The 22759-nt window shown below is 73.6% G+C and carries 20 protein-coding genes; 12 read left to right on the forward strand and 8 right to left on the reverse strand.

Features of this window, described 5'->3' with window-relative positions; all coding sequences use genetic code 11:
- Positions 1-325 precede the first annotated feature (325 nt).
- Positions 326-4399, forward strand: a complete 4074-nt coding sequence (locus IH54_RS0101230; RefSeq protein ID WP_420711693.1) for a beta-galactosidase — start codon at positions 326-328, stop codon at positions 4397-4399.
- A gap of 98 nt (positions 4400-4497) precedes the next feature.
- On the opposite strand, the gene IH54_RS0101235 is transcribed toward IH54_RS0101230, so the two are convergent.
- Positions 4498-5628: an N-acetylmuramoyl-L-alanine amidase gene (locus IH54_RS0101235; protein ID WP_031512191.1), complete on the reverse strand. Its 1131-nt coding sequence runs from the start codon at positions 5626-5628 to the stop codon at positions 4498-4500.
- Between the two features lie 209 nt (positions 5629-5837).
- On the opposite strand from IH54_RS0101235, the gene IH54_RS0101240 reads away from it, so the two are divergent.
- The 3 genes from IH54_RS0101240 (at position 5838) to IH54_RS0101250 (ending at position 7283) form a co-directional block, all read left to right on the forward strand.
- Positions 5838-6086 carry a DUF6480 family protein gene (locus tag IH54_RS0101240; protein ID WP_159011598.1) on the forward strand — a complete coding sequence of 83 codons (249 nt, stop codon included), beginning with the start codon at positions 5838-5840 and terminating at the stop codon, positions 6084-6086.
- Between the two features lie 108 nt (positions 6087-6194).
- A complete protein-coding gene (locus IH54_RS0101245; RefSeq protein ID WP_031512193.1) occupies positions 6195-6629 on the forward strand; it encodes a universal stress protein in 435 nt (144 codons plus the stop codon).
- A 132-nt stretch (positions 6630-6761) separates the two neighbouring features.
- Positions 6762-7283: an O-acetyl-ADP-ribose deacetylase gene (locus IH54_RS0101250; protein ID WP_031512195.1), complete on the forward strand. Its 522-nt coding sequence runs from the start codon at positions 6762-6764 to the stop codon at positions 7281-7283.
- 46 nt (positions 7284-7329) lie between these two features.
- On the opposite strand, the gene IH54_RS0101255 is transcribed toward IH54_RS0101250, so the two are convergent.
- Positions 7330-7935 carry a GOLPH3/VPS74 family protein gene (locus IH54_RS0101255; RefSeq protein ID WP_031512197.1) on the reverse strand — a complete coding sequence of 202 codons (606 nt, stop codon included), beginning with the start codon at positions 7933-7935 and terminating at the stop codon, positions 7330-7332.
- Between the two features lie 323 nt (positions 7936-8258).
- Here IH54_RS0101255 and IH54_RS0101260 point away from each other — a divergent pair, with 323 nt between their 5' ends.
- Positions 8259-8696, forward strand: a complete 438-nt coding sequence (locus IH54_RS0101260) for a VOC family protein (RefSeq protein WP_031512198.1) — start codon at positions 8259-8261, stop codon at positions 8694-8696.
- 113 nt (positions 8697-8809) lie between these two features.
- On the opposite strand, the gene IH54_RS0101265 is transcribed toward IH54_RS0101260, so the two are convergent.
- Positions 8810-9175: a DUF488 domain-containing protein gene (locus IH54_RS0101265; protein WP_031512199.1), complete on the reverse strand. Its 366-nt coding sequence runs from the start codon at positions 9173-9175 to the stop codon at positions 8810-8812.
- Positions 9176-9306: 131 nt separating this feature from the next.
- On the opposite strand from IH54_RS0101265, the gene IH54_RS0101270 reads away from it, so the two are divergent.
- Both IH54_RS0101270 and IH54_RS0101275 read left to right on the forward strand, forming a co-directional pair.
- A complete protein-coding gene (locus tag IH54_RS0101270) occupies positions 9307-10104 on the forward strand; it encodes a uracil-DNA glycosylase (protein ID WP_031512200.1) in 798 nt (265 codons plus the stop codon).
- A 113-nt stretch (positions 10105-10217) separates the two neighbouring features.
- Complete coding sequence (locus IH54_RS0101275; RefSeq protein ID WP_052396930.1) at positions 10218-10610, forward strand: group I truncated hemoglobin; 393 nt, start codon at positions 10218-10220, stop codon at positions 10608-10610.
- Positions 10611-10622: 12 nt separating this feature from the next.
- Here the strand turns inward: IH54_RS0101275 and IH54_RS0101280 are convergent, their stop codons facing one another.
- Positions 10623-11051, reverse strand: a complete 429-nt coding sequence (locus IH54_RS0101280; RefSeq protein ID WP_031512203.1) for a hypothetical protein — start codon at positions 11049-11051, stop codon at positions 10623-10625.
- Positions 11048-11719, reverse strand: a complete 672-nt coding sequence (locus IH54_RS0101285) for a helix-turn-helix transcriptional regulator (RefSeq protein WP_031512204.1) — start codon at positions 11717-11719, stop codon at positions 11048-11050. Before IH54_RS0101285 ends, IH54_RS0101280 begins: the two co-directional genes overlap by 4 nt.
- A gap of 108 nt (positions 11720-11827) precedes the next feature.
- On the opposite strand from IH54_RS0101285, the gene IH54_RS0101290 reads away from it, so the two are divergent.
- The 4 genes from IH54_RS0101290 to IH54_RS0101305 are packed head-to-tail and all read left to right on the forward strand — an operon-like array spanning position 11828 to position 14586.
- A complete protein-coding gene (locus IH54_RS0101290; protein ID WP_031512205.1) occupies positions 11828-12226 on the forward strand; it encodes a cupin domain-containing protein in 399 nt (132 codons plus the stop codon).
- A 30-nt stretch (positions 12227-12256) separates the two neighbouring features.
- The gene (locus tag IH54_RS0101295) at positions 12257-12718 is read left to right on the forward strand and encodes a low molecular weight protein-tyrosine-phosphatase (RefSeq protein ID WP_031512206.1); all 462 of its coding nucleotides are present in this window, start codon (positions 12257-12259) and stop codon (positions 12716-12718) included.
- Complete coding sequence (locus IH54_RS0101300) at positions 12715-13584, forward strand: fructosamine kinase family protein (RefSeq protein ID WP_031512208.1); 870 nt, start codon at positions 12715-12717, stop codon at positions 13582-13584. Before IH54_RS0101295 ends, IH54_RS0101300 begins: the two co-directional genes overlap by 4 nt.
- Before the next feature lie 30 nt (positions 13585-13614).
- Entirely contained in the window at positions 13615-14586 is a 972-nt protein-coding gene (locus tag IH54_RS0101305) for an aldo/keto reductase (RefSeq protein WP_031512210.1), read from the forward strand.
- A 68-nt stretch (positions 14587-14654) separates the two neighbouring features.
- On the opposite strand, the gene IH54_RS41260 is transcribed toward IH54_RS0101305, so the two are convergent.
- The 3 genes from IH54_RS41260 to IH54_RS0101320 all read right to left on the reverse strand — a co-directional run bounded on the left by IH54_RS41260 (position 14655) and on the right by IH54_RS0101320 (position 22137).
- A complete protein-coding gene (locus IH54_RS41260; RefSeq protein ID WP_052396931.1) occupies positions 14655-18629 on the reverse strand; it encodes an Ig-like domain-containing protein in 3975 nt (1324 codons plus the stop codon).
- A gap of 281 nt (positions 18630-18910) precedes the next feature.
- The gene (locus IH54_RS0101315) at positions 18911-20617 is read right to left on the reverse strand and encodes a purine-cytosine permease family protein (protein ID WP_031512212.1); all 1707 of its coding nucleotides are present in this window, start codon (positions 20615-20617) and stop codon (positions 18911-18913) included.
- A 410-nt stretch (positions 20618-21027) separates the two neighbouring features.
- A complete protein-coding gene (locus tag IH54_RS0101320; protein WP_031512213.1) occupies positions 21028-22137 on the reverse strand; it encodes a substrate-binding domain-containing protein in 1110 nt (369 codons plus the stop codon).
- Between the two features lie 151 nt (positions 22138-22288).
- Here IH54_RS0101320 and IH54_RS39175 point away from each other — a divergent pair, with 151 nt between their 5' ends.
- A complete protein-coding gene (locus IH54_RS39175; RefSeq protein WP_043179392.1) occupies positions 22289-22759 on the forward strand; it encodes a MarR family winged helix-turn-helix transcriptional regulator in 471 nt (156 codons plus the stop codon).

The raw sequence follows: 22759 nt of genomic DNA on the forward strand, positions 1-22759 counted from the left end.
GTGCAGTGGCTGTCAAGGGATCTGACGAGAACTCATCGGTGCGTGTATCCGCCAGCCGGTGTCCACCGTCGCGGCGTGACGAGGCATATGTTGGGCTATGCCCCTTTCCGTGACGGGAAAGGGACGACCTTCGTCCGACCTATTGTGCCGTCGGCCCCACCCTCCTATTGTGCGACTTCGATGGAATCTGTTTGGAGTTGACACCTCGGTGAGCCTGGAGGGCGCAGTGCGACGTAACCCCAACGATCCGGCGGTCGGCAGAACCGGCCGGCACAGAAGATGGTGGGCGGGGGCCGCGGCAGCCGTAGCGCTCGCCCTGACGGCAGTGCCCGCGGTGCCCGCCGTCGCCGCCCCGCAGGCCCCGGCGGCCCCCGTGCAGGCGAAGCCCGCGGGCACCGCGCACAAGGTGACCTTCGACGGCTACTCGTTCATGGTCGACGGCGACCGCACCTACCTGTGGTCAGGCGAGTTCCACTACTTCCGGCTGCCGAGCCCCGACCTGTGGCTCGACATCTTCCAGAAGATGAAGGCGGCCGGCTTCAACGCCACGTCCCTCTACTTCGACTGGGACTACCACTCGCCCGCGCCCGGTGTGTACGACTTCACCGGCGTCCGCGACGTCGACAAGCTGCTGGACATGGCGCAGCAGGCAGGCCTGTACGTCATCGCCCGCCCCGCCCCGTACATCAACGCCGAGGTCGACAGCGGCGGCCTGCCCGGGTGGCTCACCACCAAGAAGGAGCAGAACCGCACCGACGACCCGGAGTTCCTGAAGTACTCCGACGAGTGGCTCACCCAGATCGACCGCATCCTCGCCCGGCACCAGCTCACTAACGGCACCGGCACGGTCATCGCCTACCAGGTGGAGAACGAGTACTACAACGGCTCGGCGAGCGCCCGCGCGTACATGCAGCACCTGGAGGACAAGGCCCGCGCCGACGGCATCACCGTGCCGCTCACCGGCAACAACAACGGCACCTTCAACTCCGGTGACGGCGCCCTGGACGTCGACGGCCCCGACTCCTACCCGCAGGGCTTCAACTGCTCCACCCCCTCCAAGTGGAGCGGCGTCCCGAACCTCAGCTACGACCACCCGGCCGGAAAGCCGCTCTACACCCCGGAGTTCCAGGGCGGCGCCTTCGACCCGTGGGGCGGCCCCGGCTACGACAAGTGCGCCGAGCTGATCAACGACCAGTTCGCGAACGTCTTCTACAAGCAGAACATCGCGGTCGGCGCCACCGCCCAGAGCTTCTACATGACCTACGGCGGCACCAACTGGGGCTGGCTGGGCATGCCGGAGAACTACACCTCGTACGACTACGGCGCCGCGATCCGGGAGAACCGGCAGCTCGACCCGAAGTTCGACGAGGACAAGCTGATCGGCTACTTCACCCAGTCGGTCGCCCCGCTCACCAAGACCGACCAGATCAGGTCCACCCCGCCGGACAACGCCAAGGTCGTCGACACCGCCCGGATGAACCCGGACACCAGGACGCAGTTCCACGTCCTGCGGCACGGCGACTCCACCGCGACCACGACCGACACCACCCACATCGCGCTGGACCTGGGCGCCCAGCCCTCCGCCGACACCGCCTACACCCACGACGACACCGACAGCGCGCTCAGCTGGACGGGCACCTGGTCGCACGTGGCGAACCAGAGCTACACCGGCGGCGACTACCAGAAGACCGAGTCCTTCTCCAACGTCGCGGGCGACTCCGTCACCGTGCCCTTCAACGGCACCGCGGTGCGCTGGATCGGGCCGAAGACGAACAACCACGGCTACGCCGACGTCTACGTCGACGGCACCAAAGAGGCCACCGTCGACGACTCCGGCAGCGAGGACCAGGCGGTCGTCTTCTCCAAGAGCGGCCTGTCCGACGGCCCGCACACCCTGAAGATCGTCGTCACCGGCAGCCACGCGTCGGGCTCCACCGACAACTTCGTCTCCGTCGACGCCATCGACGTGCCCACCGGTGGCGCCACCGAGGCGACCTACCCCGTCGTCCCGCAGCAGCCCGGCACCGCGATCACCCTCGACGGCCGCGACTCGCACATCATCGTCGCGAACTACAAGCTCGGTGGCACCCAGCTGCAGTACTCCACCTCCGAGATCATGACCACCGCCGCCATCGGCGACCGGGACGTCTCGGTCCTCTACGGCGACAAGGGCAGCGACGGCGAGACCGTGCTGCGCTACACCTCCAAGCCCACGGTGACCAGCACCGGCGGCGACGTCACCACCACCTGGGACCCCGCCACCGGCGACCTGCGGCTCAACTACGAGCACGACGGACTGATCCGCATCTCCCTCAGCGGCGGCGGCTCCCGCCCGGCGCTGCTGCTGGTCGGTGACAAGCCCACCGCCGAGACGTTCTGGCGGCAGGACACCGCGGCCGGACCGGTGCTGGTGCGCGGCAGCCACCTGCTGCGCACCGCGACCAGCGGGGACGGCGGCGCGACCGTCGCCCTCACCGGCGACAACGCCGACGCCAAGGACATCGAGGTCTTCACCTCGGCGCGCCAGGTCACCTGGAACGGCAAGGCGGTGGACACCGGCTCCACCGCGACCGGCAGCCGCACCGGGCAGATCCCCACCGCCAAGGCGGTGCAGCTGCCCGAGCTGACGGACTGGAAGCACGCCGAGGAATCCCCCGAGGCCGCACCCGGCTTCGACGACTCCGGCTGGCAGGTGGCCGACAAGACCACCACCAACAGCTCCTCCGGCGTCAACTCGCTGCCCGTGCTCTACGCCGACGACTACGGCTTCCACACCGGCAACACGTGGTACCGCGGTCGCTTCCGCACCTCCGGCTCCGAGACCGGCATCCACCTGGTGTCCGACTCCGGCGGCAGGGCCCAGGCCTTCTCCGCCTGGCTCAACGGCACCTTCCTCGGCAGCTCCACCACCGGCAGCGCGGACTTCACCTTCCCGGCGGGCGCGCTCAAGGCCGACGGCGCCGACAACGTCCTGTCCGTCCTGACCGTCAACATGGGCCACGAGGAGGACTACAACTCCTCCAACGGCAACAAGTCCGCCCGCGGTCTGACCGGCGCCGCCCTGCTGGGCGCCCCGCTCACCCCGGTCACCTGGCGCATCCAGGGCGTCCGCGGCGGCGAGGACCTGCTCGACACCGCCCGCGGTCCGCTCAACAACGGCGGCCTGTACGGCGAGCGGGCCGGCTGGTCGCTGCCCGGCTACCCGGACGCCTCCTGGAACGACGTCTCGCTGCCCGCCACCGACACCCACGCCGGCGTGTCCTGGTACCGCACGGACGTCGCCCTCGACCTGCCGCACGGCCAGGACACCTCGGTCGGCCTGACCTTCACCGACGACCCGAAGCGGCAGTACCGCGCCACGATCTTCGTGAACGGCTGGCAGGTCGGCAACTACGTCAACTACCTCGGCCCGCAGCACTCCTTCCCGATCCCGAACGGCATCCTCAACCCGAACGGCAGCAACACCGTCGCCATCGCCGTGTGGAACCTGGACGGCAGCACCGGCGGTCTGGGCAAGGTGGAGCTGACGAACTACGGCAGCTACACCTCCCCGCTGAAGGTCGCGCAGAACGCCGCGCCGCGCTACAGCCACGCGGTGTACGCGATGCCGTCCGCGCCGGGAAGCGACGTCACCCTCGACGTGCCCGGCACCGTGCAGTCGGGCAAGAGCTTCACCGCCACCGCGACCGTCGCCGTACCGGCGGACCAGCCTCCGGTCAGCGCGCTGACGGCGAAGCTCGAGCTGCCCGCCGGGTGGGAGGCGAGCGCCCCGCAGCCCGAGTCCGTCCCCTCGGTCCTGCCGGGGCGGTCGGCCACGATCCGCTGGACGGTCACCCCGCCCGCCGGGACGCTGCCGGACGCCTCCGCGCTCAAGCTGACCACGTCCGGCCTGCAGCGCGGCAAGGTGGCCACCGTCGGTGACGAGCGCATAGTCAAGGCCATCCCGCCGCTGCCGCCCGCCGGGCAGAACGCGGTGAGCGACCTGCCCTTCCTGGCGTCGAGCAACGGCTGGGGCCCTGTCGAGCGCGACACCAGCGTCGGCGAGCAGGCGGGGGGCGACGGCAAGCCGATCCACATCGCCGGCAAGGCCTACGCCAAGGGGCTGGGCACCAACTCCGTCAGCGACGTCCAGCTCTACCTCGCGGGCACCTGCACCCGGCTGACCGCCGAGGTGGGCGTCGACGACGAGACGGGCGGCGGCGGCACGGTCACCTTCTCGGTGATCGCCGACGGCAAGGTGCTCACCACCACCCAGACGATCCGCGGCAAGCAGGCGGCCGTGCCGATCGACGTCGACATCACCGGCGCGCAGGTCCTGGACCTCAAGGTCGGCGACGCGGGCGACGGCAACGGCAGCGACCACGGCGACTGGGGGGCGCCCACGCTGACCTGCGGCTAGCGGTCGCAGGAGGGAGGCAGGGCCGCGGGCCTGCCGGGGATCGCTCCCCGGCAGGCCCGCGGGCCTTGCTGCTTGCACCGGCGCGGAGCCTCAGCGGCTCAGCCGCACAGCGACTCGCGCACCGTGCCGCCGACCACTGCGCACCACGTGCTCAGGTCGACCTTGCCGTTGGGATGCAGCCCGTGCAGGCGCTGCATCGACTGGACGGCCTTCATCGTGGCGTGGTCGTACTCGCCGCTCGCGGTCACGTCCGCGTAGCCCTTGCGGGCGAGCATGAACTGCAGGGCGGTGACGGGCAGCCCGGTCGCGTCCTTGTCGAGCGGCGGGGCCAGCGCCTCCCACGTGGTGGCGTCGAAGGTGGCGTCCGGGGTGACCGGGATGCCGCGGGTGGTCTGGAAGTCGGCGAGCGCGGCGTTCATGTCGTAGCCGAAGACGCCGTCGGCGGTCAGCGTGTAGCCGGCCGCGTCCAGCAGGTACTGGCCGACCTGGACGACCGGGCTGTCGACGAAGCGCCAGATGTCCGGCCAGCGCCGGGCCGGCGCCGCCGAGGCCGGGACGCCCAGCTCGTGCAGCACCCGGGTGCGGATCATCGGGAACTGCGCGTAGAAGGCGATGCCGGGGCAGTCCGTCACCCGGAAGTCCCAGTGGCCGAAGATGTCCCACGCGTTCAGCCCGAACTGCCGGCACACCGCGGTGCACAGCTGGACGAGCGAGTCCAGCAGCGCCTCGGGCGGCGTCTCGGTGATGTACGTGCCCTCGTTCTCGATACCGATCGCGTTGCCGTTCTCACCGGGGCAGTGCGCCGCGGTGACCTGGTGCTCGCCCACGTCCAGGGTCTCCAGGCTGCGGTGCCGCCCCTCCAGGACGTAGCCGCCGCGGCTCACCGTGAAGTGCTGGCCGGTGTCCGCCCAGCCGTTGGTGTCCATGTGCAGGTCCTGGCAGTCCCGGGCCAGCTGGAGCGCGTGGTCGCGCGAGTAGTCGGTGACGTTGGGGAACGCCATGTGGTGGAGGATGATCTTGTTGGTCGTGTTGCCGGTGATCTGGATCGGGCTGGACGGAGGCCGCGCGCCCCAGCTGTCGCAGTCGATGATCCAGGGGAACTCGGCGGACGGCGCCGCCTGCGCGGCGCCGGGGAGCGCGAGTTCCGTGCCGACGACCGCGGCGACCGCGGTGCCCAGGCCGACTCTGAACAGCGTTCGGCGTTCTACCTCGTGCTCGTGTCGGGTCATGCACACTCCGCAACGGAGAGGGGCGGCAGCCGGATCGCGGCTGCCGATGACCTCCGGAGAATATTGAGCAAGGGTGACGTGCAGCCAGGACTTCCGCGGAACGGGCCGCGCTTGGCGCGGAAGATCCCCTTTGCGCCCGGCGCGGTTCACCCGTCCGGCAGCGGGTAGCCGAGGTGCGGAAGCAGGAACCGGAAGCACCGGAGGCCACCATGGCGGTCACCCACGCACCGCAGTCCGCGAACCCGCATCTGCCCGACGAGGGGCTGAGCGTCCCGGAGGACTCCGTCCAGGTCGCCGGGCGCACCTCGCCCGCCGACTCCGGGGTCTCCTCGCTCGACGCGCCCGAGCGCGTGGCGCTGAGCCGCGGGTGGGGCACCGGGCCGGTCGTCTGGATCCTGCTCGTCGTCGCCGTCTTCGCCGCGGGCGTGCTGGGAATGGCGATCGAGCTGATGCGGTGACGTGGCCGTCGTCACGTCACGAGGGGGAATGCGCGCCCGTGTCCGGAGGCTGACCCATGAGGGCGGGCCACGAACCCCTGGGGCCCCTTCGGACAAGGAAGTTGATTCATGTACAAGAACATCCTCGCCGCCGTCGACGGTACCCCGCACGGCACCGGGGTGCTGGACACCGTCGCGTCCCTGGCCAAGCTCACCGGGGCCGCGGTGCACGTCATCCACGTCCGGCCCTCGCACGTCGTGACGGACGGGATATCCGGCGGCGTCTACACCTCGGAGGAGCCCGCCGAGGGGCGCCAGGTCGTCGAGGACGCGCTCGCCCGGCTGCGGGCGGACGGCGTCACCGCGGACGGCGAGGTGGACGAGGGCCTGAGCGAGGACCTGGCGGCGATCCTGGTCGACCGCGCGTCGGCGCTCGGCAGCGACCTCATCGCGGTCGGCCCCGGCCACTACAGCGGCATCTCCGCGCTGCTGCACAGCAGCGTGAGCCGCGGCGTGGCGAAGTCCGCGCCCGTGTCCGTGCTGCTGGTCCGCACCGAGGCCTGACCCCGCGGTCCCGGGGTCCTCGGACACCGGCCCCCGATCTTCCCGGCGCGGCCCTGACGCCCGCAGCGCCGCGGCCCCGGTGCCCTGACGGATGTCAGGGGACGGGGCCGGCACAGGTGCAAGGATCGGGGCATGGTCGAGATCGAAGTGGTGCAGGGCGACATCACGCAGCTGCGGGTGGACGCCATCGTGAATGCGGCGAACGAGTCACTCGGGGGTGGCGGCGGGGTGGACGGCGCGATCCACCACGCCGCGGGCCCCCGGCTCGCCGACGCGGGCAGGGCGCTGGCGCCGTGCCCGCGGGGTGAGGCGCGGACGACGCCCGCCTTCGACCTCGAGCCGCGCATACGGCACGTCATCCACACCGTCGGACCTGCCTGGCACGGCGGCACCCGCGGCGAGGCCGCCACGCTGGCCTCCTGCTACCGCGCGAGCCTGGCGGAGGCCGACGCCGTGGGGGCGCGTACGGTCGCCTTCCCCGCCGTGTCCACCGGCATCTTCGGCTACCCGGAGCAGGAGGCAGCCCGGGTGGCCGTGACCACGCTGCGGTCCTGCCCCACCGCGGTGGAGCGCGTCCTCCTGGTGGCCTTCGACAACGCGGCCCGCAAGGTGCTGGCCGCCGCGCTGGCGGAGGGCGGGGCGGGGGAGGGCTGAGCGCCGCGCCCGCCCGGCCAGGGGCGGCGGGTGCGCCCGGGGCCGGTCAGCCGCCGCGCCAGATGTTGTCGAAAGCCGCCTGCTCGATCCTCCGCCGCTGGCGCACGGCGTCCAGCTCGACGACCGCGTCGCCGACGGTCACAAGGACGGCCTCCACCGAGTCGTCGCTGATCTCGGGGGGTGCGGCGGCCGGTCCCGGCTGGATGCCCAAGGCGCCCGCCAGGACCGTCAGCACCGGGTCGCCGGAGCGCCAGCGCTCGGCGGCGCGGCGGCGGGCCGGAGTGTCGGTGGCGGTCGCGGGCCCGGGGCGGCCCGGCAGTATCCGGCGGTGCCTGCGGGCGACCTGCCCGGCCTCTTCCATGACGGCCAGGTAGACCGCCGCCAGGCCCTCGCCGCGGCGCCACAGCCAGTCCTGCGCCGATTCGTACGGCGGCCGCCGCACCAGCGCGCTCGCCGCGTCGACCAGCAGCCGGTCGGCGGGCGTACGGGCCAGGCCGGGCACCACCAGCTCGCCGTCCAGCGTGACGGAGCCGTCGCCGAGCAGGTCGATCAGCTCCGCCCCGGCCAGGACGAGCGAGAGATCGCCGGACTCCACGGGGCGGCTGGACGGCACGTCCAGGCTCGTGATCAGCACGTCCTGCGGTGTGGTCATGCGGGCACTCCCGGCTCGGCCGACGGCGCCGCCCCCGTCCCCGCCCGTCACCCGGGCGGCGTCCGGCGACCGCGCTTCCGCTACACCCCCGACGGTAGCGCCCCGGGCCCCTGCCCGGCACCAGGACACTCGCCCGGACCTGCCGTCCGGATCCGCGGAGCACCACGGCGCCGCGGTCCCGTCGCGGACCGCACCGTCGCGGCGGGCCGTTCGAACACGCCCCGGCGACGCAGGCCCGGGCCGCCCCGCACATGCCGGGCGATCGGAACGGGGCGCCTGTAGCGTGAAAACGAGCATTCCCGACCGCGCACGAAGGGGTCCGCATGGCATCGGATGCGTCGGCCGACCGCGGCCCCCGGCTGGCCTCCGTGGTCGTGTTCGTCCGCGACCTCGACCAGTCCGTGGACTTCTACCGGGATTTGCTCCTCATGACCGAATCCGTCCGCACCGCGACCGCGGCGCTGCTCGTCGGAGCGGGTGACGCGCAGCTCTACCTGCGCGTCATGGGGTCGGGCGGGGAGCATCCGCTCGGGGCGATCGGCGTCCAGTACGTGATCTGGACGGCGGACGGGCCGCAGGACCTGGACCGCTGCGAGCGCATCCTCAAGCAGCGTGCCGCGCACGTGTCCTCGCGCGACAGCGAGGACGGGGTCCGGATGATCGAGGGCCGCGATCCGGACGGCCTCCCCGTGGTCATCTCCCACCCCGGCCCCCAGGGCGCCGCCCGCCACGACATCATGGCCCGCATCTACGCGTGGTAGCGCGAGGCCGCGCCGCTGGGCGAGCGTTCCGCGCCGCGCGGCGCAGGTGAGCGGCTTCCCGCGGCGCCGGGTGCTCGCCCCGCGCGGCAGCGCGAACCCCCGCGGAGCGGAGGTCAGGAGGGCTCGGCGGCGAGCCATTCCGCGAGGACCGCGGCCTGGCTGCGGTCCGGGTCCTTCGTGGCCGTGACGAGGGTCAGCCGGTGCCGGCCGGCGAGATCCCGCAGGTGCGCCACCGCCTCCTGATGCCCGGCATCCCGCAGCTCCGCGCGGTAGCGGCGCCGGAACTCCGGGAAGCGCTCGGGCTCGTGGCCGTACCACTTGCGCAGTTCGGACGAGGGGGCGGCATCGCGCAGCCACTCGTCGAAGCGCCCGTCGTCCTTGCGCATGCCACGTGGCCAGACGCGGTCGACGAGCACCCGGCGGCCCTCCCCGGGCGCCTTCTCCTCGTAGACTCGGCGGTAGCCGATCGGCTCGGTCATTGGCGACACCTCTCGCCGGCGCGGAGCCCCCACGGGGCACGGGCGCCGCTGTCGGGCGGCACGTTCATTTTACCGGCGCGGCGCGGGTGCGCGCGGGTGCGCGGCCGCGCACCGGAGAGGCGGACCAGGGCATGGAGCCGAGCGCACGGCGGGACGGCGGAACCGCGCCCGGAACGGACGCCCCCGGCTTCCCCGCCGCGGCGGCGGCCTCCGCCGCGGACGTGGCCGCGCTGGACGCGCGGGTCAGCGGATGCCGGGCGTGCCCGCGGCTGGTGGCGTGGCGCGAGGAGGCCGGACGCGTCAAGCGCCGCGCCTACCTCGACTGGACGTACTGGGCCAGGCCCGTCCCGGGCTTCGGGCCGCCGGACGCCGCGCTCGCCGTCGTCGGCCTGGCCCCCGCCGCACACGGCGGCAACCGCACCGGGCGGATGTTCACCGGCGACCCGTCAGGTGACGTCCTCTACGCGGCCCTGCACGCCGTGGGCCTCGCGTCGCAGCCGACCGCCGTCGCTCCGGGCGACGGGCTCACCCTGCGCGGCGTGCGGATCACCGCGCCCGTGCACTGCGCGCCGCCTGACAACAAGCCCACCACCGAGGAGCGCGACACCTGCCGCCCCTGGCTGGCCCGCGAGCTGGAACTGCTGCGGCCGACGCTGCGCGCCGCGGTCGTGCTCGGCGGCTTCGGCTGGCAGGCGCTGCTGCCCGTGCTCGCCGACGCGGGCTGGCTGCTGCCCCGCCCGCGCCCCGCCTTCGGGCACGGCGCCCGGGTACGGCTGCGCGCGGCCGGCGGCGACGGCGAGCTGGTGCTGCTCGGGTGCTACCACCCCAGCCGGCGGAACATCTCCACCCGTACGGTGACCCCGGCGATGATCCGCGACGTCCTGCGTACGGCGGCGCGGGAAGCGGGACTGCCCGCCCGCGGCACGTGAACGCCCGGTGTCCCGGCCCTCACCGCCCGGCCCGGGCCGGCGTCAGGCGGACGTGACCCGGCGGGCGGCCCGGGGACACGGCGGGGCAACGCACGGCCCGTACGGTCGGCCGCATGGCAGACACGACACCGGCCCCGGGCGCCGAGCAGGACCCGACCGTCTTCGACGCCATCGGCGGCGCTCCGGCCGTCGAGGCCGTGGTGGACCTCTTCTACGACAAGGTGCTCGCCGACCCCGAACTCGCCGGCTGGTTCGAGGGCCGTGACATGGAGCGGCTCAAACGCCACCAGCGGCTCTTCGTCGGGCAGGCCCTCGGCGCGCGCGAGCCCTACCCGGGCCGGACGATGGAGCGCGCCCATCAGGGGCTCGCGATCACCGGCGCGGCCTTCGACCTGGTCGTCGGTCACCTGGCGGCGGCGCTCGCGGAGGCGGGCGTGGACGCGCCGACCATCGGCACCGTGGCGGCAGCCCTGCTGCCGCTGAAGGACGCCGTCGTCACGGCCTGACGCAGCCGCCGTTCAGGACGCCGCAGCCGCCACGCCCAGCGCGACCAGCAGGGCCACCTTCACGACCTCGAAGGCCACGTACGCCAGGTGGCCGCGCGAGCGGGGGAGTTCCTCACCGGCCAGCACGCGGTCGGAGCGGCGGGCGAGTCGGCGCCGCACCACGCCCACCTGGACGGCCAGCAGGGCGGCGACCGCCGCCGCGAGGGTGGTGGCGGCCGCGGGCGCGCCGCCGGTGGCCAGGGCGGCGAGCACCGCCGCCGCGAGAGCGGCCTCGACGGCGTTGAGCGCGCGGAAGACGAGGCGGCCGATGCCCAGCCCGATCGGGACGGTCACGCCCGGGGCGCGGAATTTCAGCGGGGCCTCCAGGAACGAGACGGCCAGCACCATCCCGAGCCAGACGAAGACGAACGCGCTTGCCGTGGCGGCGGAGCCGGAGGTCATCCGGGCGCTCCTTCCGGGCGGGGCCCCACGGGGGCCAGACGGGCGAGACAGGAGCCGGGCGCCGCGAAGGGTTCGAGGCGCCCGGCGGTCAGCGGGGCACTCATCGCGGCGAGCGCCCCGCGCATCAGGCCGAGATGCACCGAGCAGACCACCTGGCCGTGCTCCTCGGCGAGTTCGAGGAAGGGGCAGTGCCGCAACCGGATCGCGTCCGGCTCGACGGCGGGCTCGAACCCGAGGTCGGCCAGCAGCGCGGCGAGCCGGGCGGCGGCCGCCGCACCGGTCGTCGCGGGGGGCTGCGCCACGTCGACCAGGAAGCCGCCCCACGCGTGCCCTGCCGCCTCCGCGTCCCCGCGCCCCTGCGCGTCCTTCGCGGCGAGCCCGCCGACCAGCACCTGCGCGAGCAGCCGGTAGCCGCGGGCGCCGCCGCGGTCCATCCCGGGCGCGCCGGTGTAGACGGTGCGCGGCCGCCCGCGCCCCGCGGGGCGCTGCGTGCGGCGACTGACGGCGCCTTCGGCGACCAGGGCGTCCAGGTGGAAGCGGACGGTGTTGACGTGCACCCCGAGCGCATTGGCCAGCTCCGCGACGCCCTGCGGCTCGACCGCCGCCCGCACCGCGTCCAGCACCGCCCGCCGCCGCGCCCCGCGGAACCGCTCCTCCGGATCCCCCACCTCGACCTCCGTCCGTCCCGTGGAGCCCCAGGTGGAGGCCCGTCGAGATTTTTCACGAATGCTACATGTAATAATTCCGGGACTGTCCGCGGGCTCAGGGAGGCACAGATGGCGCCACCGTCCGAACGACCGTCCGATCCGGGGTCCGAGCGGGCCCGGGTGCTGGGCGACGCCCGCGCGGCGGCCGGGGGCGCGGGGGAAGCCGGCGGCGTGGTGTGGAAGCTCAGCGAGCCGGGGCGGCAGCTCGACGCCAACGTCGTACGGCTCGGGCCCGGCGCGCGGGTCGCGCCGCACGTCGAGTCCGACCTCGACGTGCTCGTGCTGGTCCTCGGCGGCAGCGGTGAACTCGCGGGCGGCGACGCGCCCGAACCGCTCGCCGAGGGCTCCCTCGCATGGCTGCCGCACGGCGCCCGCCGCTCCCTCACCGCGGGCGGCGCGGGGCTGACCTATCTGACCGTCCACCGCCGCCGGCCCGGCATGACGATCGGCCACCGCCCACCGGGCTGAGACCGGGCGGCCCGTCGTAGGCTGAGGCCCGTGCACATCTGCTTCGTCTGTACGGGGAACATCTGCCGCTCTCCCTCCGCCGAGCTGGTCTTCCGGGAGAAGCTGCGCGAGGCGGGCCTCGCGGGCGAGGTGCGGGTCAGCAGCGCCGGGATCGGGGACTGGCACGAGGGCGAGGGCATCGACGAGCGGGCCGGGGAGGCGCTCGCCCGGCACGGTTACCCCGTCGGGCACGTCGCCGCCCAGGTCGGCACCGGCCACCTGCGCGCGGACCTGCTCGTCGCGATGGACCGCGGGCACGAGAAGGCGCTGCGGGCGCTCGTCGACGACCCGTCACGAGTCCGGCTGCTGCGCTCGTTCGACCCGGACGCCGACGGCACGGACGTACCTGACCCGTACTACGGCGGCCCGGCCGGCTTCGACGCGGTGCTGGCCATGATCGAGGACGCCTCTCCCGGCCTGCTGGACTGGGTGCGCGAGCACCTGGAGGGATGAGCGGCGGCGCGGCGGGCACCGCGGTCGCCCGGCTCACCGGGCTGCGGGTCACCGCCGAGCGCCGGGTGTCCGGCGCCCTCGCCGAGGTCGAAGTCGACGGCGGCCGGGTCGTGATGGCCAAGCACGCCACCGCCCCCGGCGCGGTCGCCGCCGAGGCCGCGGGCCTGGAGTGGCTCGCGGCGGCCCGCGCGGTGCGGATCCCCCCGGTCCGCGGCCGCGACGCGCAGTGGCTGGTGACCGACCGGGTCGCGGAGGGCGCGGCCACCCCCGCCGCCGCCGAGCGCTTCGGCCGCGGCCTCGCGGCCCTGCACGCGGCGGGTGCCCCCGCGTTCGGCGCCGCGCCACCGGGCGGCCCGGCCGAGGCGTACATCGGCGCCGCCCCGATGCGCAACGCGCCCGGCGGCGGCCGCGCCGACTGGCCGCGCTGGTACGCCGAGCACCGGGTCCTGCCGTACCTGCGGACGGCGGTCGACGCCGGGGAGATCGGCGCCGCGGACGCCGCCGCGGTGGAGCGGGTGTGCGTGCGGCTGCCGGAGATCGCCGGGCCCGCCGAACCGCCCGCCCGGCTGCACGGCGACCTGTGGAGCGGCAACGTGCTGTGGGGCGCGGACGGCGAGGTGCGGCTGATCGACCCGGCCGCGCACGGCGGCCACCGGGAGACCGACCTCGCGATGCTGCGGCTGTTCGGCTGCCCGCACCTGGACCGCGTCCTCGCCGCCTACGACGAGGCGGCCCCGCTCGCCCCCGGCGCCGCGGCCCGCGTCCCGCTGCACCAGCTCTTCCCACTGCTGGTCCACACCGTCCTGTTCGGCGGCGGCTACGCCCGGCAGGCCGGCGCCGCGGCCCGCGCGGCACTCGCCGCCTGACGCCGCGGGCGGGAACGTAGGCTTCCGGCCATGGACTATGTGAAGCTCGGGACCACCGGACTCGACGTCTCCCGTATCTGCCTCGGCTGCATGAGCTACGGCATCGCGGACCGCGGCAACCACAGCTGGACGCTCGACGAGGAGGCGAGCCGGCCGTTCGTCCGGCAGGCCGTCGAGGCGGGGATCAACTTCTTCGACACCGCGAACGTCTACTCCGACGGCACCAGCGAGGAGATCGTCGGCCGGGCGCTGCGCGACTTCGCGTCCCGCGACGACATCGTGCTCGCCACGAAGGTGCACGGCCGGATGCGGCCCGGCCCCAACGGCGGCGGCCTGTCCCGCAAGGCGATCCTGACCGAGATCGACCACAGCCTGCGCCGGCTCGGCACCGACCACGTCGACCTTTACCAGATCCACCGCTTCGACCCGCACACCCCCGTCGAGGAGACGATGGAGGCGCTGCACGACGTGGTGAAGGCGGGCAAGGCCCGCTACATCGGGGCGAGTTCGATGTACGCCTGGCAGTTCTCCAAGATGCAGTACGCCGCCGAGCGGCACGGCTGGACGCGCTTCGCCAGCATGCAGGACCACTACAACCTGCTCTACCGCGAGGAGGAGCGGGAGATGCTGCCGCTGTGCGCGGACCAGGGCGTCGGCGTCATCCCGTGGAGCCCGCTGGCGCGCGGCCGGCTGACCCGGCCGTGGGACGCGACCAGCGCCCGCAGCGAGACCGACGAGTTCGGCAAGACGCTCTACCAGGACGGCGACCGGCACATCGTCGAGGCGGTCGCGGCCGTCGCCGCGGAGCACGGCGTCAGCCCCGCGCAGATCGCGCTCGCCTGGCTGCTGCGGCAGCCCGGCGTGACCGCGCCGATCGTCGGTGCGACGAAGCAGCAGCACCTCGCCGACGCGGTCGCCGCGGTCGCGGTGGAGCTGAGCGACGACGACTGCCGCCGCCTGGAGGAGCACTACAGCCCGCGCGGCATCGCCGGCCACGCGTAGCACGCGCGACGCGGGGGGCGGGCCCTGCCGGACCGTCCCCCGCGTGCGCACTCCCTTGCGTCGGTGTGTCAGGTCACCGTGACCGCCACGGTGGCCGGAGCGGCGGGGGTGCCGGTCGGGTCGGTGGCGGTCGCCTTCAGGGTGTGCGGTCCGGCGGCGAGCGGCTCGCCCGCGGTGCACGTCCAGCTGCCGTCCGTACCGGCGGACGCGGTGCACAGCGCCGCGCCGTCCGCCGTCACGGCGACCTGCGCACCCGGCTCGGCGGTCCCGGTGACGGCCGGGGCGGCGCCGACGGCGGCGCCCGCCGCGGGGGAGGAGACGGTCACCGGCGGGGCGAACAGCGTGCTGTCCGGCACCCCGTCGCCGCTGATCCGCACCGCGACGCTGTGCACCGTCACCTGCCCGCCGCCGTTGCGCAGCCGGAAGTCGGCGGCGGAGTGCTGCTGCCCGCCGAAGTAGGCGTCGTCGGCGGTCACGGTGGCGGTCCTCCAGGTGTTGCTGCCGGTCAGCTGGATGCCCGCGGTCGACTTGTACGGGTCGGAGGTGCCGTTGTCGTACTGCACGGAGAACGACCCCGTGCCCTGGTCGTAGTAGGAGACGGTGAAGGCGGCCGAGTAGTACCCGGCGTGGGCGATCGAGTCGTCGATGTCGAAGTAGACGTTGCTCTGGGTGCTGGTGCGCGCGGACAGTCCGCCGATCACCGAGGCGGTCGTCGGGCCGTCGAAGCCGCCCGAGGGCCGCTCGTCCTGGCTCATCCCGTACGCGTGGTCGTCCTCGCCGACGACCGCGCCGACCACGGCGGTGCCCGGCGGCAGGTCGGAGGCGTCGAAGGCGACCGGGGCCGACGCGTCGCCGGTCAGGCCGGACGGGTCGGCGACGGTGGCCGTGAGGGTCTGCCGCCCCGGCGTGAAGCCGCCCTCGGGGGCGCAGCTCCAGGCCCCGGTGCCGTCCGCCGTCGCACTGCACAGCGGCCCGGACACCTCCGTCACGGTCACGGTGCCGTTCGGCACGGACGTGCCGGAGACCGCGGAGGCCGGCTTGACGGTGGCTCCGGTGCGCGGGGTCGTGACGACCGGGGCCGGCGGGAAGGCGTGCCGGTCGGGCACCCAGGCGCCGGTGACGGTCAGGCCCACGCTGTGCACGCTGAAGGGCCCGGCGGCCGAGTGCAGCCGCAGGTCGCCGCCGCCTGCCTGCAGGCCGCCGAACCAGGCCCCGTCGAGCGTGACCTTCGCGGACTTCCAGGTGCCGCTGCCGGTCAGCGCGATGGTGCCGGCCTCGTGGTAGCGGTCGCCGGCGCCCGCGTCGTACTGCACCGACAGCGAGCCGCTCCCCGCGTCGTAGTACGAGACGTCCACCGTCGCGCCGTAGGAGCCGGTGGCGGCGACGTCGTCGCCGACGTCGAACGCCATGTCGGTGTCCGCGGTGCGGGCGGTGAACCCGGCGACGTCGCCGGGGGCCGCGGCCGTGGCGCCGGTCAGCGAGAGGCCGAAGTCGCGGTCGGTGCCGCCGAGCACGGTGCCGACGGTGGCGCTGCCGGACTTCACTGCGGCGTCCAGCCCGAGCTGCACGCCGCCCAGGTGCCTGGCCGCCTTCGGGGCGGTGCCGGTGACGGGGGCGAAGGGCAGGTCCGCGGTCGGCGCGGCGGTCTGCTGCACCACGTACGTCTTCCCCTTCTCGACCGGCACGGTCAGCAGGCCGGCGGTGCTCGCCTCGACGACCGCCTTGCCGCTCTTGCCGTCCACGACCTCGGTCGCCTTGCCCGGCCACGGGTTCTTGACCGTCAGACTGCCGGTGGCGGCGGCCTCGATCGCGGCGGTCGTCAGCTGCCCGCCCTGTACCTGCACGTCCGCCTTGCCACCGCCCTGGAGGTAGACGCTGCCCGCGCCGTTCCAGTCGGCGGGCCAGGCCGGGGCGAAGCGCACGATGCCGTCGTAGCTCTGCGCCAGCGCCTCGGCGACGGCGGTCGCGGCGCCGGACTCCTGCTCGATGTAGGGCTGGAAGCCCACCGAGTTCCCCAGGTCGGCGAAGCCGTTGGGGTAGACCTGGTGCCCCTCGGTGATCGAGACCAGGGCGGCGCGCACCTCGGCGGGGTCCTGCAGCCGGGCCGCGTCGACGGCGTCCATCGACCAGTCGTTGCCGCCCTTGTTGGGCCGGTGGTCGTACGAGCGCTGCTCCAGCGCGAAGAGCTTCGGGTCCTGGTCGCTGACGGTGTTCCACGGCCACAGCGGTTCCAGCTCGATGTTCTCGCCGTTGCGGCGCTCGGCGGCCGGCTCGTACGAGATCGCGATCATGTCCGTGCCGGTCGCGTCGGCCGCCGCCGTCTCCGCCTCGGTGTAGCCGGGGTTGAGCAGCTTGCTGCGGGTGGCCTGGTCGGTGCGCGGGTAGGGCGGGATCTGCTTCAGCGCGGTGCCGACCCGGGACACCAGGTCCTTGTCGGCGCCCCCGGCCCTGCCGAGGATGCCGGCGATCTGCCCGACGAGGGGGAGGACGGCGCGGTCGACGGCGATGTCGGTCGTCGGGTCCTGCACCGCCCACTGCGTCTCGTGCGCGTTGGCGTCGGCGTGCAGCAGGCCGTCGGCGCCCGGCTTCTGGTAGGCGAGCTGGAATTCGGTGACGGACTTGATGAACGGCCAGTAGCGCTCGAGCTGGGCCTTGTCGCCGGTTCCCTGGTACTGCTCCCACATGTACAGGGCGATCTCCGGGCCCGAGGAGATGTCCAGCGCGTTCCAGTTGGGGCTGCCGGGCTCGCTGCACGAGCCGTTCTCACCGGGGCCGGGGGAGATGCCGTTGCCGTTGAAGCGCATCGTCTCCGGCACGCAGGCACCGGGTCGGCCGCCCATCTGCTGCTTGGTCCACGCCTCGACGGCCGGCAGGTCGTCGGCGTACATGTCGAGGATCGGGGTGTTGAGCCGGTAGTTGCCGCTGCTCATGTTGGACGCGATCTGGGTGCGCAGGTTCCACAGCCAGTACGCGGACGGGGTCCAGGTCTGGCCGTCCTTGTTCCATGCGAACATGTCGGCCTCGCCGGCCTGGCTGCCCGGCAGGATGCCCTCCTTCATCGACGCCGCTTCCTCGTAGAGGTAGAGCGTGCGGAGGTTCTCGATGTAGTCGGCGCTGCCGTCGGCCGAGGTCATCGAGATCAGGCCGGTGTGCGACCAGAAGTCGCCCCACCAGCGGTCCTGGCCCTTCAGCAGCTTCCCGGTGGACGCGGTGGCGTCCTTGCCGATGACCTTCGCCGCGGCCTGGGCCGCGGCCTTCGGGGTGCCGCCGGTCCAGCCGGGGGAGGCGACGACGACCCGGAAGGTGCCGTCGGCGTGCGGGGTGAAGCCGACCTTCACCTCGGTGGGGCTCGCCACCGTGGTGCTCACCCGGCGGCCGCCGGCGGTGACGGCGGCGAGGGAGCCGAAGGTCTTGCCGGTGCCGATCGGCGGGGCCTGGTCCGTCCAGGTCTCCGCGAGGGTGCCGACGGTGCCGGACACGGCGGCGGCGGGCTTGCGGGGCGACCACAGGCTGATGCTCGCGGTCTGCGGGACGGCCGGGTCGGCGCCGGAGACGTCGACGACCAGCTCGTCCTTGTCCGCCGACACCCATGCGGTGAGCGACATGCCGCCACCGGACTCGTGCAGCACCCCGTCGGTGAGGTCGAGCTCGCCGTGGAAGTCGGCGGCGTGCGAGATGACCGACAGGCCGGGGATGGTGAGCCGGCCCGGCGACTTGCGGTCGGGCATGGTGTCGGAGCGGTTGAGCTGGGCGGTGAAGCCGTTCTCCGCCCACGCGGCCACGCCCAGCGCGCCGTTGCCGAGCGGCACCGACGCGGTGGGGTTCAGGTCGGGCGCGCCGAGGACGAGGTTCGAGCGGCTGACCACGCCGGACGTGTCGAGGTCGAACTGCCCGTGCCGCCATGCGGTGGTGGGCCCGGTGGCCGCGGTGGCGGAGCCCGCGTCCAGCACGGCCGCGCCCGCGAGGGCGGTGAGCGCGGCCGTGCAGAGCGCGACGGCCCGTCTGTACGGAACCCGCCGGGGTCGGCGGGGAGATATCTGCACGATGCCCTCCAGGGCGTCGATACGGCTCTCGGTCTACGGCGGCGCCGTAGTTGTCCGATGAATGTGCCCGCTTCCTGCCGGGTTCCCTGCGCAGCATGACGTCCGCGTGCCCGAACAGGGTGCGCGACTGGCATAACATCGGATGACTGTCGTTCTAGGCCATCGACGGGGACGCCGTAAAGACCCCTGACGCAAGCAAAGTGCCGGCCCGCGGCATCAGCCGCGGGCCGGCACGTCGGACGTCCGCAAACGTGTCCGGGAACGGGGGTGGTGAGCCGGCGTCAGCCGCCGGCGGGCGCGGGCATCCCGAGATCGACCGGGCCGCCGCCGGGCCCGCCCGACTTGCACATGTCGTGGCAGTCCTTCTCCAGGCTGCAGCACAGCGAGCACACCGCCCCGGCGTGGAAGGGGCAGCCGGCGACGTCCGGGCGCTCGAAGTCCTCCGCGCACACCGAGCAGGTCAGCGTCACCGCCGACAGCAGCCCGTCCTCGGCGAAGAGCGGCTCGGGCTGGTCGTCGACGCGCGCGATGTAGTAGCGGCCCTTGGTGGCCACCGCCAGCAGCGGCGACAGCACCATCGCGACCAGCAGTGCGATGAAGGGCGAGAAGGCCTTGGCGTACTCGCCGAAGGCGTGGAAGTAGGCGGCGATGGAGACGGCGGAGGCCATCAGCATCGAACCGAAGCCCACCGGGTTGAAGTTGTACAGGTGCGCGCGCTTGAACTCGACGTAGGACGGGCTGAACCCCAGCGGCTTGTTGATGACCAGGTCGGCGACGACCGCGCCGATCCACGCGATGGCCACGTTGGAGTAGAAGCCCAGCACGGTGTTGAGGAACCCGAAGACGCCGCCCTCCATCAGGGCGAGCGCGATCCCGACGTTGAGAAAGATGTAGACGACCCGGCCGGGGTGGCGGTGCGTCAGCCGGGAGAAGAAGTTGGACCAGGACAGCGAGCCGGAGTACGCGTTTGTCGTGTTGATCTTGATCTGGGAGAGGATCACGAAGAAGGTCGCCAGCCCCAGCGCGACCGGCGCGGCGAACGTGTGGATGCCCGAGACGAACTGCTGGATCGGCTCGTTCGCCTTGCTCAGGCCGACGTGCCCGGCGATGTAGAAGGCGAGGAAGGCGCCGCCGATCTGCTTGGCCGCGCCCAGCACCACCCAGCCCGGCCCCGCCGCCAGCACCGCGCTCCACCAGCGGCGGGAGTTGGCGGGCGTCTTGTCGGGCATGAAGCGCAGGTAGTCGACCTGCTCGCCGATCTGCGCGATGAGCGACAGCGCCACACCGGCGCCCGCGCCCACCCCCAGCAGGCTGACCGACGAGCCGGTCGGCGAGTCGCCGGCGAAGTGGGTGAACCGCGAGAAGGCGTGCGGGTCCTGGACCGCGATCGACACGAAGGGCGCCACCATCAGCACCAGCCATACCGGCTGCGTCCACACCTGCATCTTCGACAGCGCGGTCATCCCGTAGAACACCAGCGGCAGGATGATGAGCGCGCAGATCAGATAGCCCACGGCCAGCGGGATGTGCAGGCCCAGTTCGAGCGCCTGGGCCATGATCGAGCCTTCGAGGGCGAAGAAGATGAAGGTGAAGCTGGCGTAGATGATCGACGTCAGCGTGGAGCCGAGATAGCCGAATCCCGCGCCCCGGGTCAGCAGGTCCATGTCGATCGAGTAGCGGGCGGAGTAGTACGAGATCGGAATTCCGGTGAGGAAGATGGTGACCGCGGCGGCGAGAATCGCCAGCAGCGCGCTGCCGAATCCGTGCGAGATGGCGATGGAGCCGCCGATCGCGAAGTCGGCGAGGTAGGCGATGCCGCCGAGCGCGGTGGTGGCCACCACGTAAGGGGTCCAGCGGCGGAAGGACTTCGGCGCGTAGCGCAGCGAGTAGTCCTCCAGTGTGGTGTTCCGCGCCCAGTTGCTGTACCGGCGGGTCCTGGTGCCGGTGGCGCCGCCGGGGGGCGCGGAGGTGTCGACCGTGTCCGTCACGAGAACTCCCCTTTTTACGTCCGCGGGTCGTGGTTCCGCCGCCCGGGCGGGGGCCCCGGCGGCGTTGGAAGAGTCCCGCTCGCGTGTTTCCCGGCGATGTCCGGCTCTTTAAAAGGGATGACCGGGAGGGAATAAGCGTGACGCGCGTAGAAAGAAAGGCAGAGAAATCGAGAAAAGGGGTTGTCCCGGCGCGCGGAAAGACGCGCGCATTCCTGCCGCGGACCCGGGGGTGCCGGCCTGGAATTCCGGGCCGCGGGGGGTACGGGCCGCCCGCCGCGGCGGGCCGCCGGGCGCCGTCGCGGGTACGGCCGCCGGGCAGATGCTTCCCCCAGAAAATATTTCCTGCGGAAGGTACTGTCAATGCCCGGGCCGTGCACGGCCGTTGGAGGCCCCCGCGGGGAGGAGTGAGGTCACAGTTGCGCGAGGACCGCGAAGTCGAAGGCGTCCGCCCTGGCGAGGTAGACGGGCTGGTCCAGGTGGCTGCCGCGCAACCGCAGCGCGCCGCGCGGGCCCTCGTACCCGACCGACTGCCGTACCGCGTGCATCGCCCGTACGTCGCAGCCGCCCGCGAGCGCGGCCAGCGCGCCCAGCAGCCGCAGCCCCTCGTAGCAGGACTCGCCGAGGCTGCCCACGACCGGGGCGTCCAGCCCGAAGCGGCCGGCCAGCCGCCCGGCGAAGTCCAGCGACTGCGCGGTGGCCAGCGATGCGAAGTAGCCCGCTGCCGCCCACAGCCCCGCGGTGCCGTCGGCGCCGCTGGCCAGCAGGATGTTCTCGTCCATGTGGGTGCTCAGCCGCTGGCAGCGGGCAGGCAGCCCGCGGGCGGCGAACGCCCGGTTGAAGCCGGCCGCGTCCGCGCCCACCAGCAGCATCAGCACCGCGTCCGCCTCCGCTCGCTCGATCTGCCGCAGCACCGGGCCGAAGTCGGCGGTGCCCAGCGGCAGCAGCGCCTCGCCCACCGTGCGCCCGCCGCAGCCCCGCGCGTACCGCCGGGCCGCGGCCGCCGTGACGCGCGGCCACACGTAGTCGTTGCCGACCGTGAACCAGCGCCGCACCCCCGTCGCCTCCGCCAGCATCCGCATCGCGGGGCCCAGTTGGCGGCGGTCCGTCTCGCCGGTCAGGAAGACGCCCGGGGTGCGCTCGCCGCCCTCGTACTGCGCGGTGTAGACGTACGGCACCAGGTGCGCGACCCGCGGGGCCAGCTCCCGTCGCACCGCGGAGATGTGCCAGCCGACCACCGCGTCGACCGCCCCCAGCCGCACCAGCGCCTCGACCTCGTCGGCCACCTGCCGAGGCGGCCCCGCCCCGTCCACCGGGACCAGCCGCACCGGCCGGCCCGCCACCCCGCCGGCCGCGTTCAGCTCCTCCGCGGCGAGCTGCGCGGCCAGCTCGCAGGACGGCCCGAGGATGCCGCCCGGGCCGTGCAGCGGCACCACCAGGGCCACCGTCAGCGGCCGGTCCGCGCCGGACGCGGCGGACCCGCCCGGCGGCGCGGTGCGGAGGCTGCGGGCCGGCGGGAGCATGCGGCCACCTCCGGAGGGGGCGAGGGCACGTGGGCGGCGCGCGGCGGCGCGGCACGGCGGACGGCGGGGAATGTCGGACCCGGTCCCGGCACCCTTGCGGAGACCTCCTAATGTGGCCGAACAGTAGCCCCGGGAAAGGACACCGGCAAACATGCCCTCGCAGCCGCCGCGGCAGCCCGGACGCGACCTCGCGCTCGTCCTCAGCCGCGCCGAACGACTCGTCGTGGCACGGCAGTCGGAGGTGCTGGCGGCCGAGGGCTGCTCGGTCGAGCAGTGGCGGGTGCTCAGCGCGGTCGCCGGGGCCGGCGGGCTGCCCATGTCGGAGATCGCCGACTACGCGCTGATGCCCGCGCCGAGCCTGACCAAGCTGGTCGACAAGATGGTCGCCGACACCCTGGTCCACCGCCGGGCCGACCCCGGCGACCGCCGCCGGGTGCTGCTGCACCTGGCCCCGCGCGGCCGGGCGCTGCACCAGCGGGTGGCCGCCCTGGTCGCCGCCGACCACGCCCGGCTGCTCGAAGCCGTCGGCGACGCGGGCGGGCTGGCCGCGGCACTGACCGTGCTCGCGGACCTCGCCGCGGAGGCGGGCGCCTCCCCCGGCCGGACCCGCGTCCCGCGCTGA

This window comes from Streptomyces sp. NRRL F-5123 (assembly GCF_000721495.1).
GTDB lineage: Bacteria > Actinomycetota > Actinomycetes > Streptomycetales > Streptomycetaceae > Actinacidiphila.

Excerpts from the sequence above, each read along its gene's own strand:
- IH54_RS0101275 (WP_052396930.1), top strand. The coding sequence starts at position 10,218 with ATGGCAGACACGACACCGGCCCCGGGCGCCGAGCAGGACCCGACCGTC.
- IH54_RS0101245 (WP_031512193.1), top strand. The coding sequence starts at position 6,195 with ATGTACAAGAACATCCTCGCCGCCGTCGACGGTACCCCGCACGGCACC.
- IH54_RS0101255 (WP_031512197.1), bottom strand. The coding sequence starts at position 7,935 with ATGACCACACCGCAGGACGTGCTGATCACGAGCCTGGACGTGCCGTCC.
- IH54_RS0101250 (WP_031512195.1), top strand. The coding sequence starts at position 6,762 with ATGGTCGAGATCGAAGTGGTGCAGGGCGACATCACGCAGCTGCGGGTG.
- IH54_RS0101320 (WP_031512213.1), bottom strand. The coding sequence starts at position 22,137 with ATGCTCCCGCCGGCCCGCAGCCTCCGCACCGCGCCGCCGGGCGGGTCC.
- IH54_RS0101240 (WP_159011598.1), top strand. The coding sequence starts at position 5,838 with ATGGCGGTCACCCACGCACCGCAGTCCGCGAACCCGCATCTGCCCGAC.
- IH54_RS0101235 (WP_031512191.1), bottom strand. The coding sequence starts at position 5,628 with ATGACCCGACACGAGCACGAGGTAGAACGCCGAACGCTGTTCAGAGTC.
- IH54_RS0101270 (WP_031512200.1), top strand. The coding sequence starts at position 9,307 with ATGGAGCCGAGCGCACGGCGGGACGGCGGAACCGCGCCCGGAACGGAC.
- IH54_RS39175 (WP_043179392.1), top strand. The coding sequence starts at position 22,289 with ATGCCCTCGCAGCCGCCGCGGCAGCCCGGACGCGACCTCGCGCTCGTC.
- IH54_RS0101305 (WP_031512210.1), top strand. The coding sequence starts at position 13,615 with ATGGACTATGTGAAGCTCGGGACCACCGGACTCGACGTCTCCCGTATC.
- IH54_RS0101290 (WP_031512205.1), top strand. The coding sequence starts at position 11,828 with ATGGCGCCACCGTCCGAACGACCGTCCGATCCGGGGTCCGAGCGGGCC.
- IH54_RS0101265 (WP_031512199.1), bottom strand. The coding sequence starts at position 9,175 with ATGACCGAGCCGATCGGCTACCGCCGAGTCTACGAGGAGAAGGCGCCC.
- IH54_RS0101300 (WP_031512208.1), top strand. The coding sequence starts at position 12,715 with ATGAGCGGCGGCGCGGCGGGCACCGCGGTCGCCCGGCTCACCGGGCTG.
- IH54_RS0101260 (WP_031512198.1), top strand. The coding sequence starts at position 8,259 with ATGGCATCGGATGCGTCGGCCGACCGCGGCCCCCGGCTGGCCTCCGTG.
- IH54_RS0101280 (WP_031512203.1), bottom strand. The coding sequence starts at position 11,051 with ATGACCTCCGGCTCCGCCGCCACGGCAAGCGCGTTCGTCTTCGTCTGG.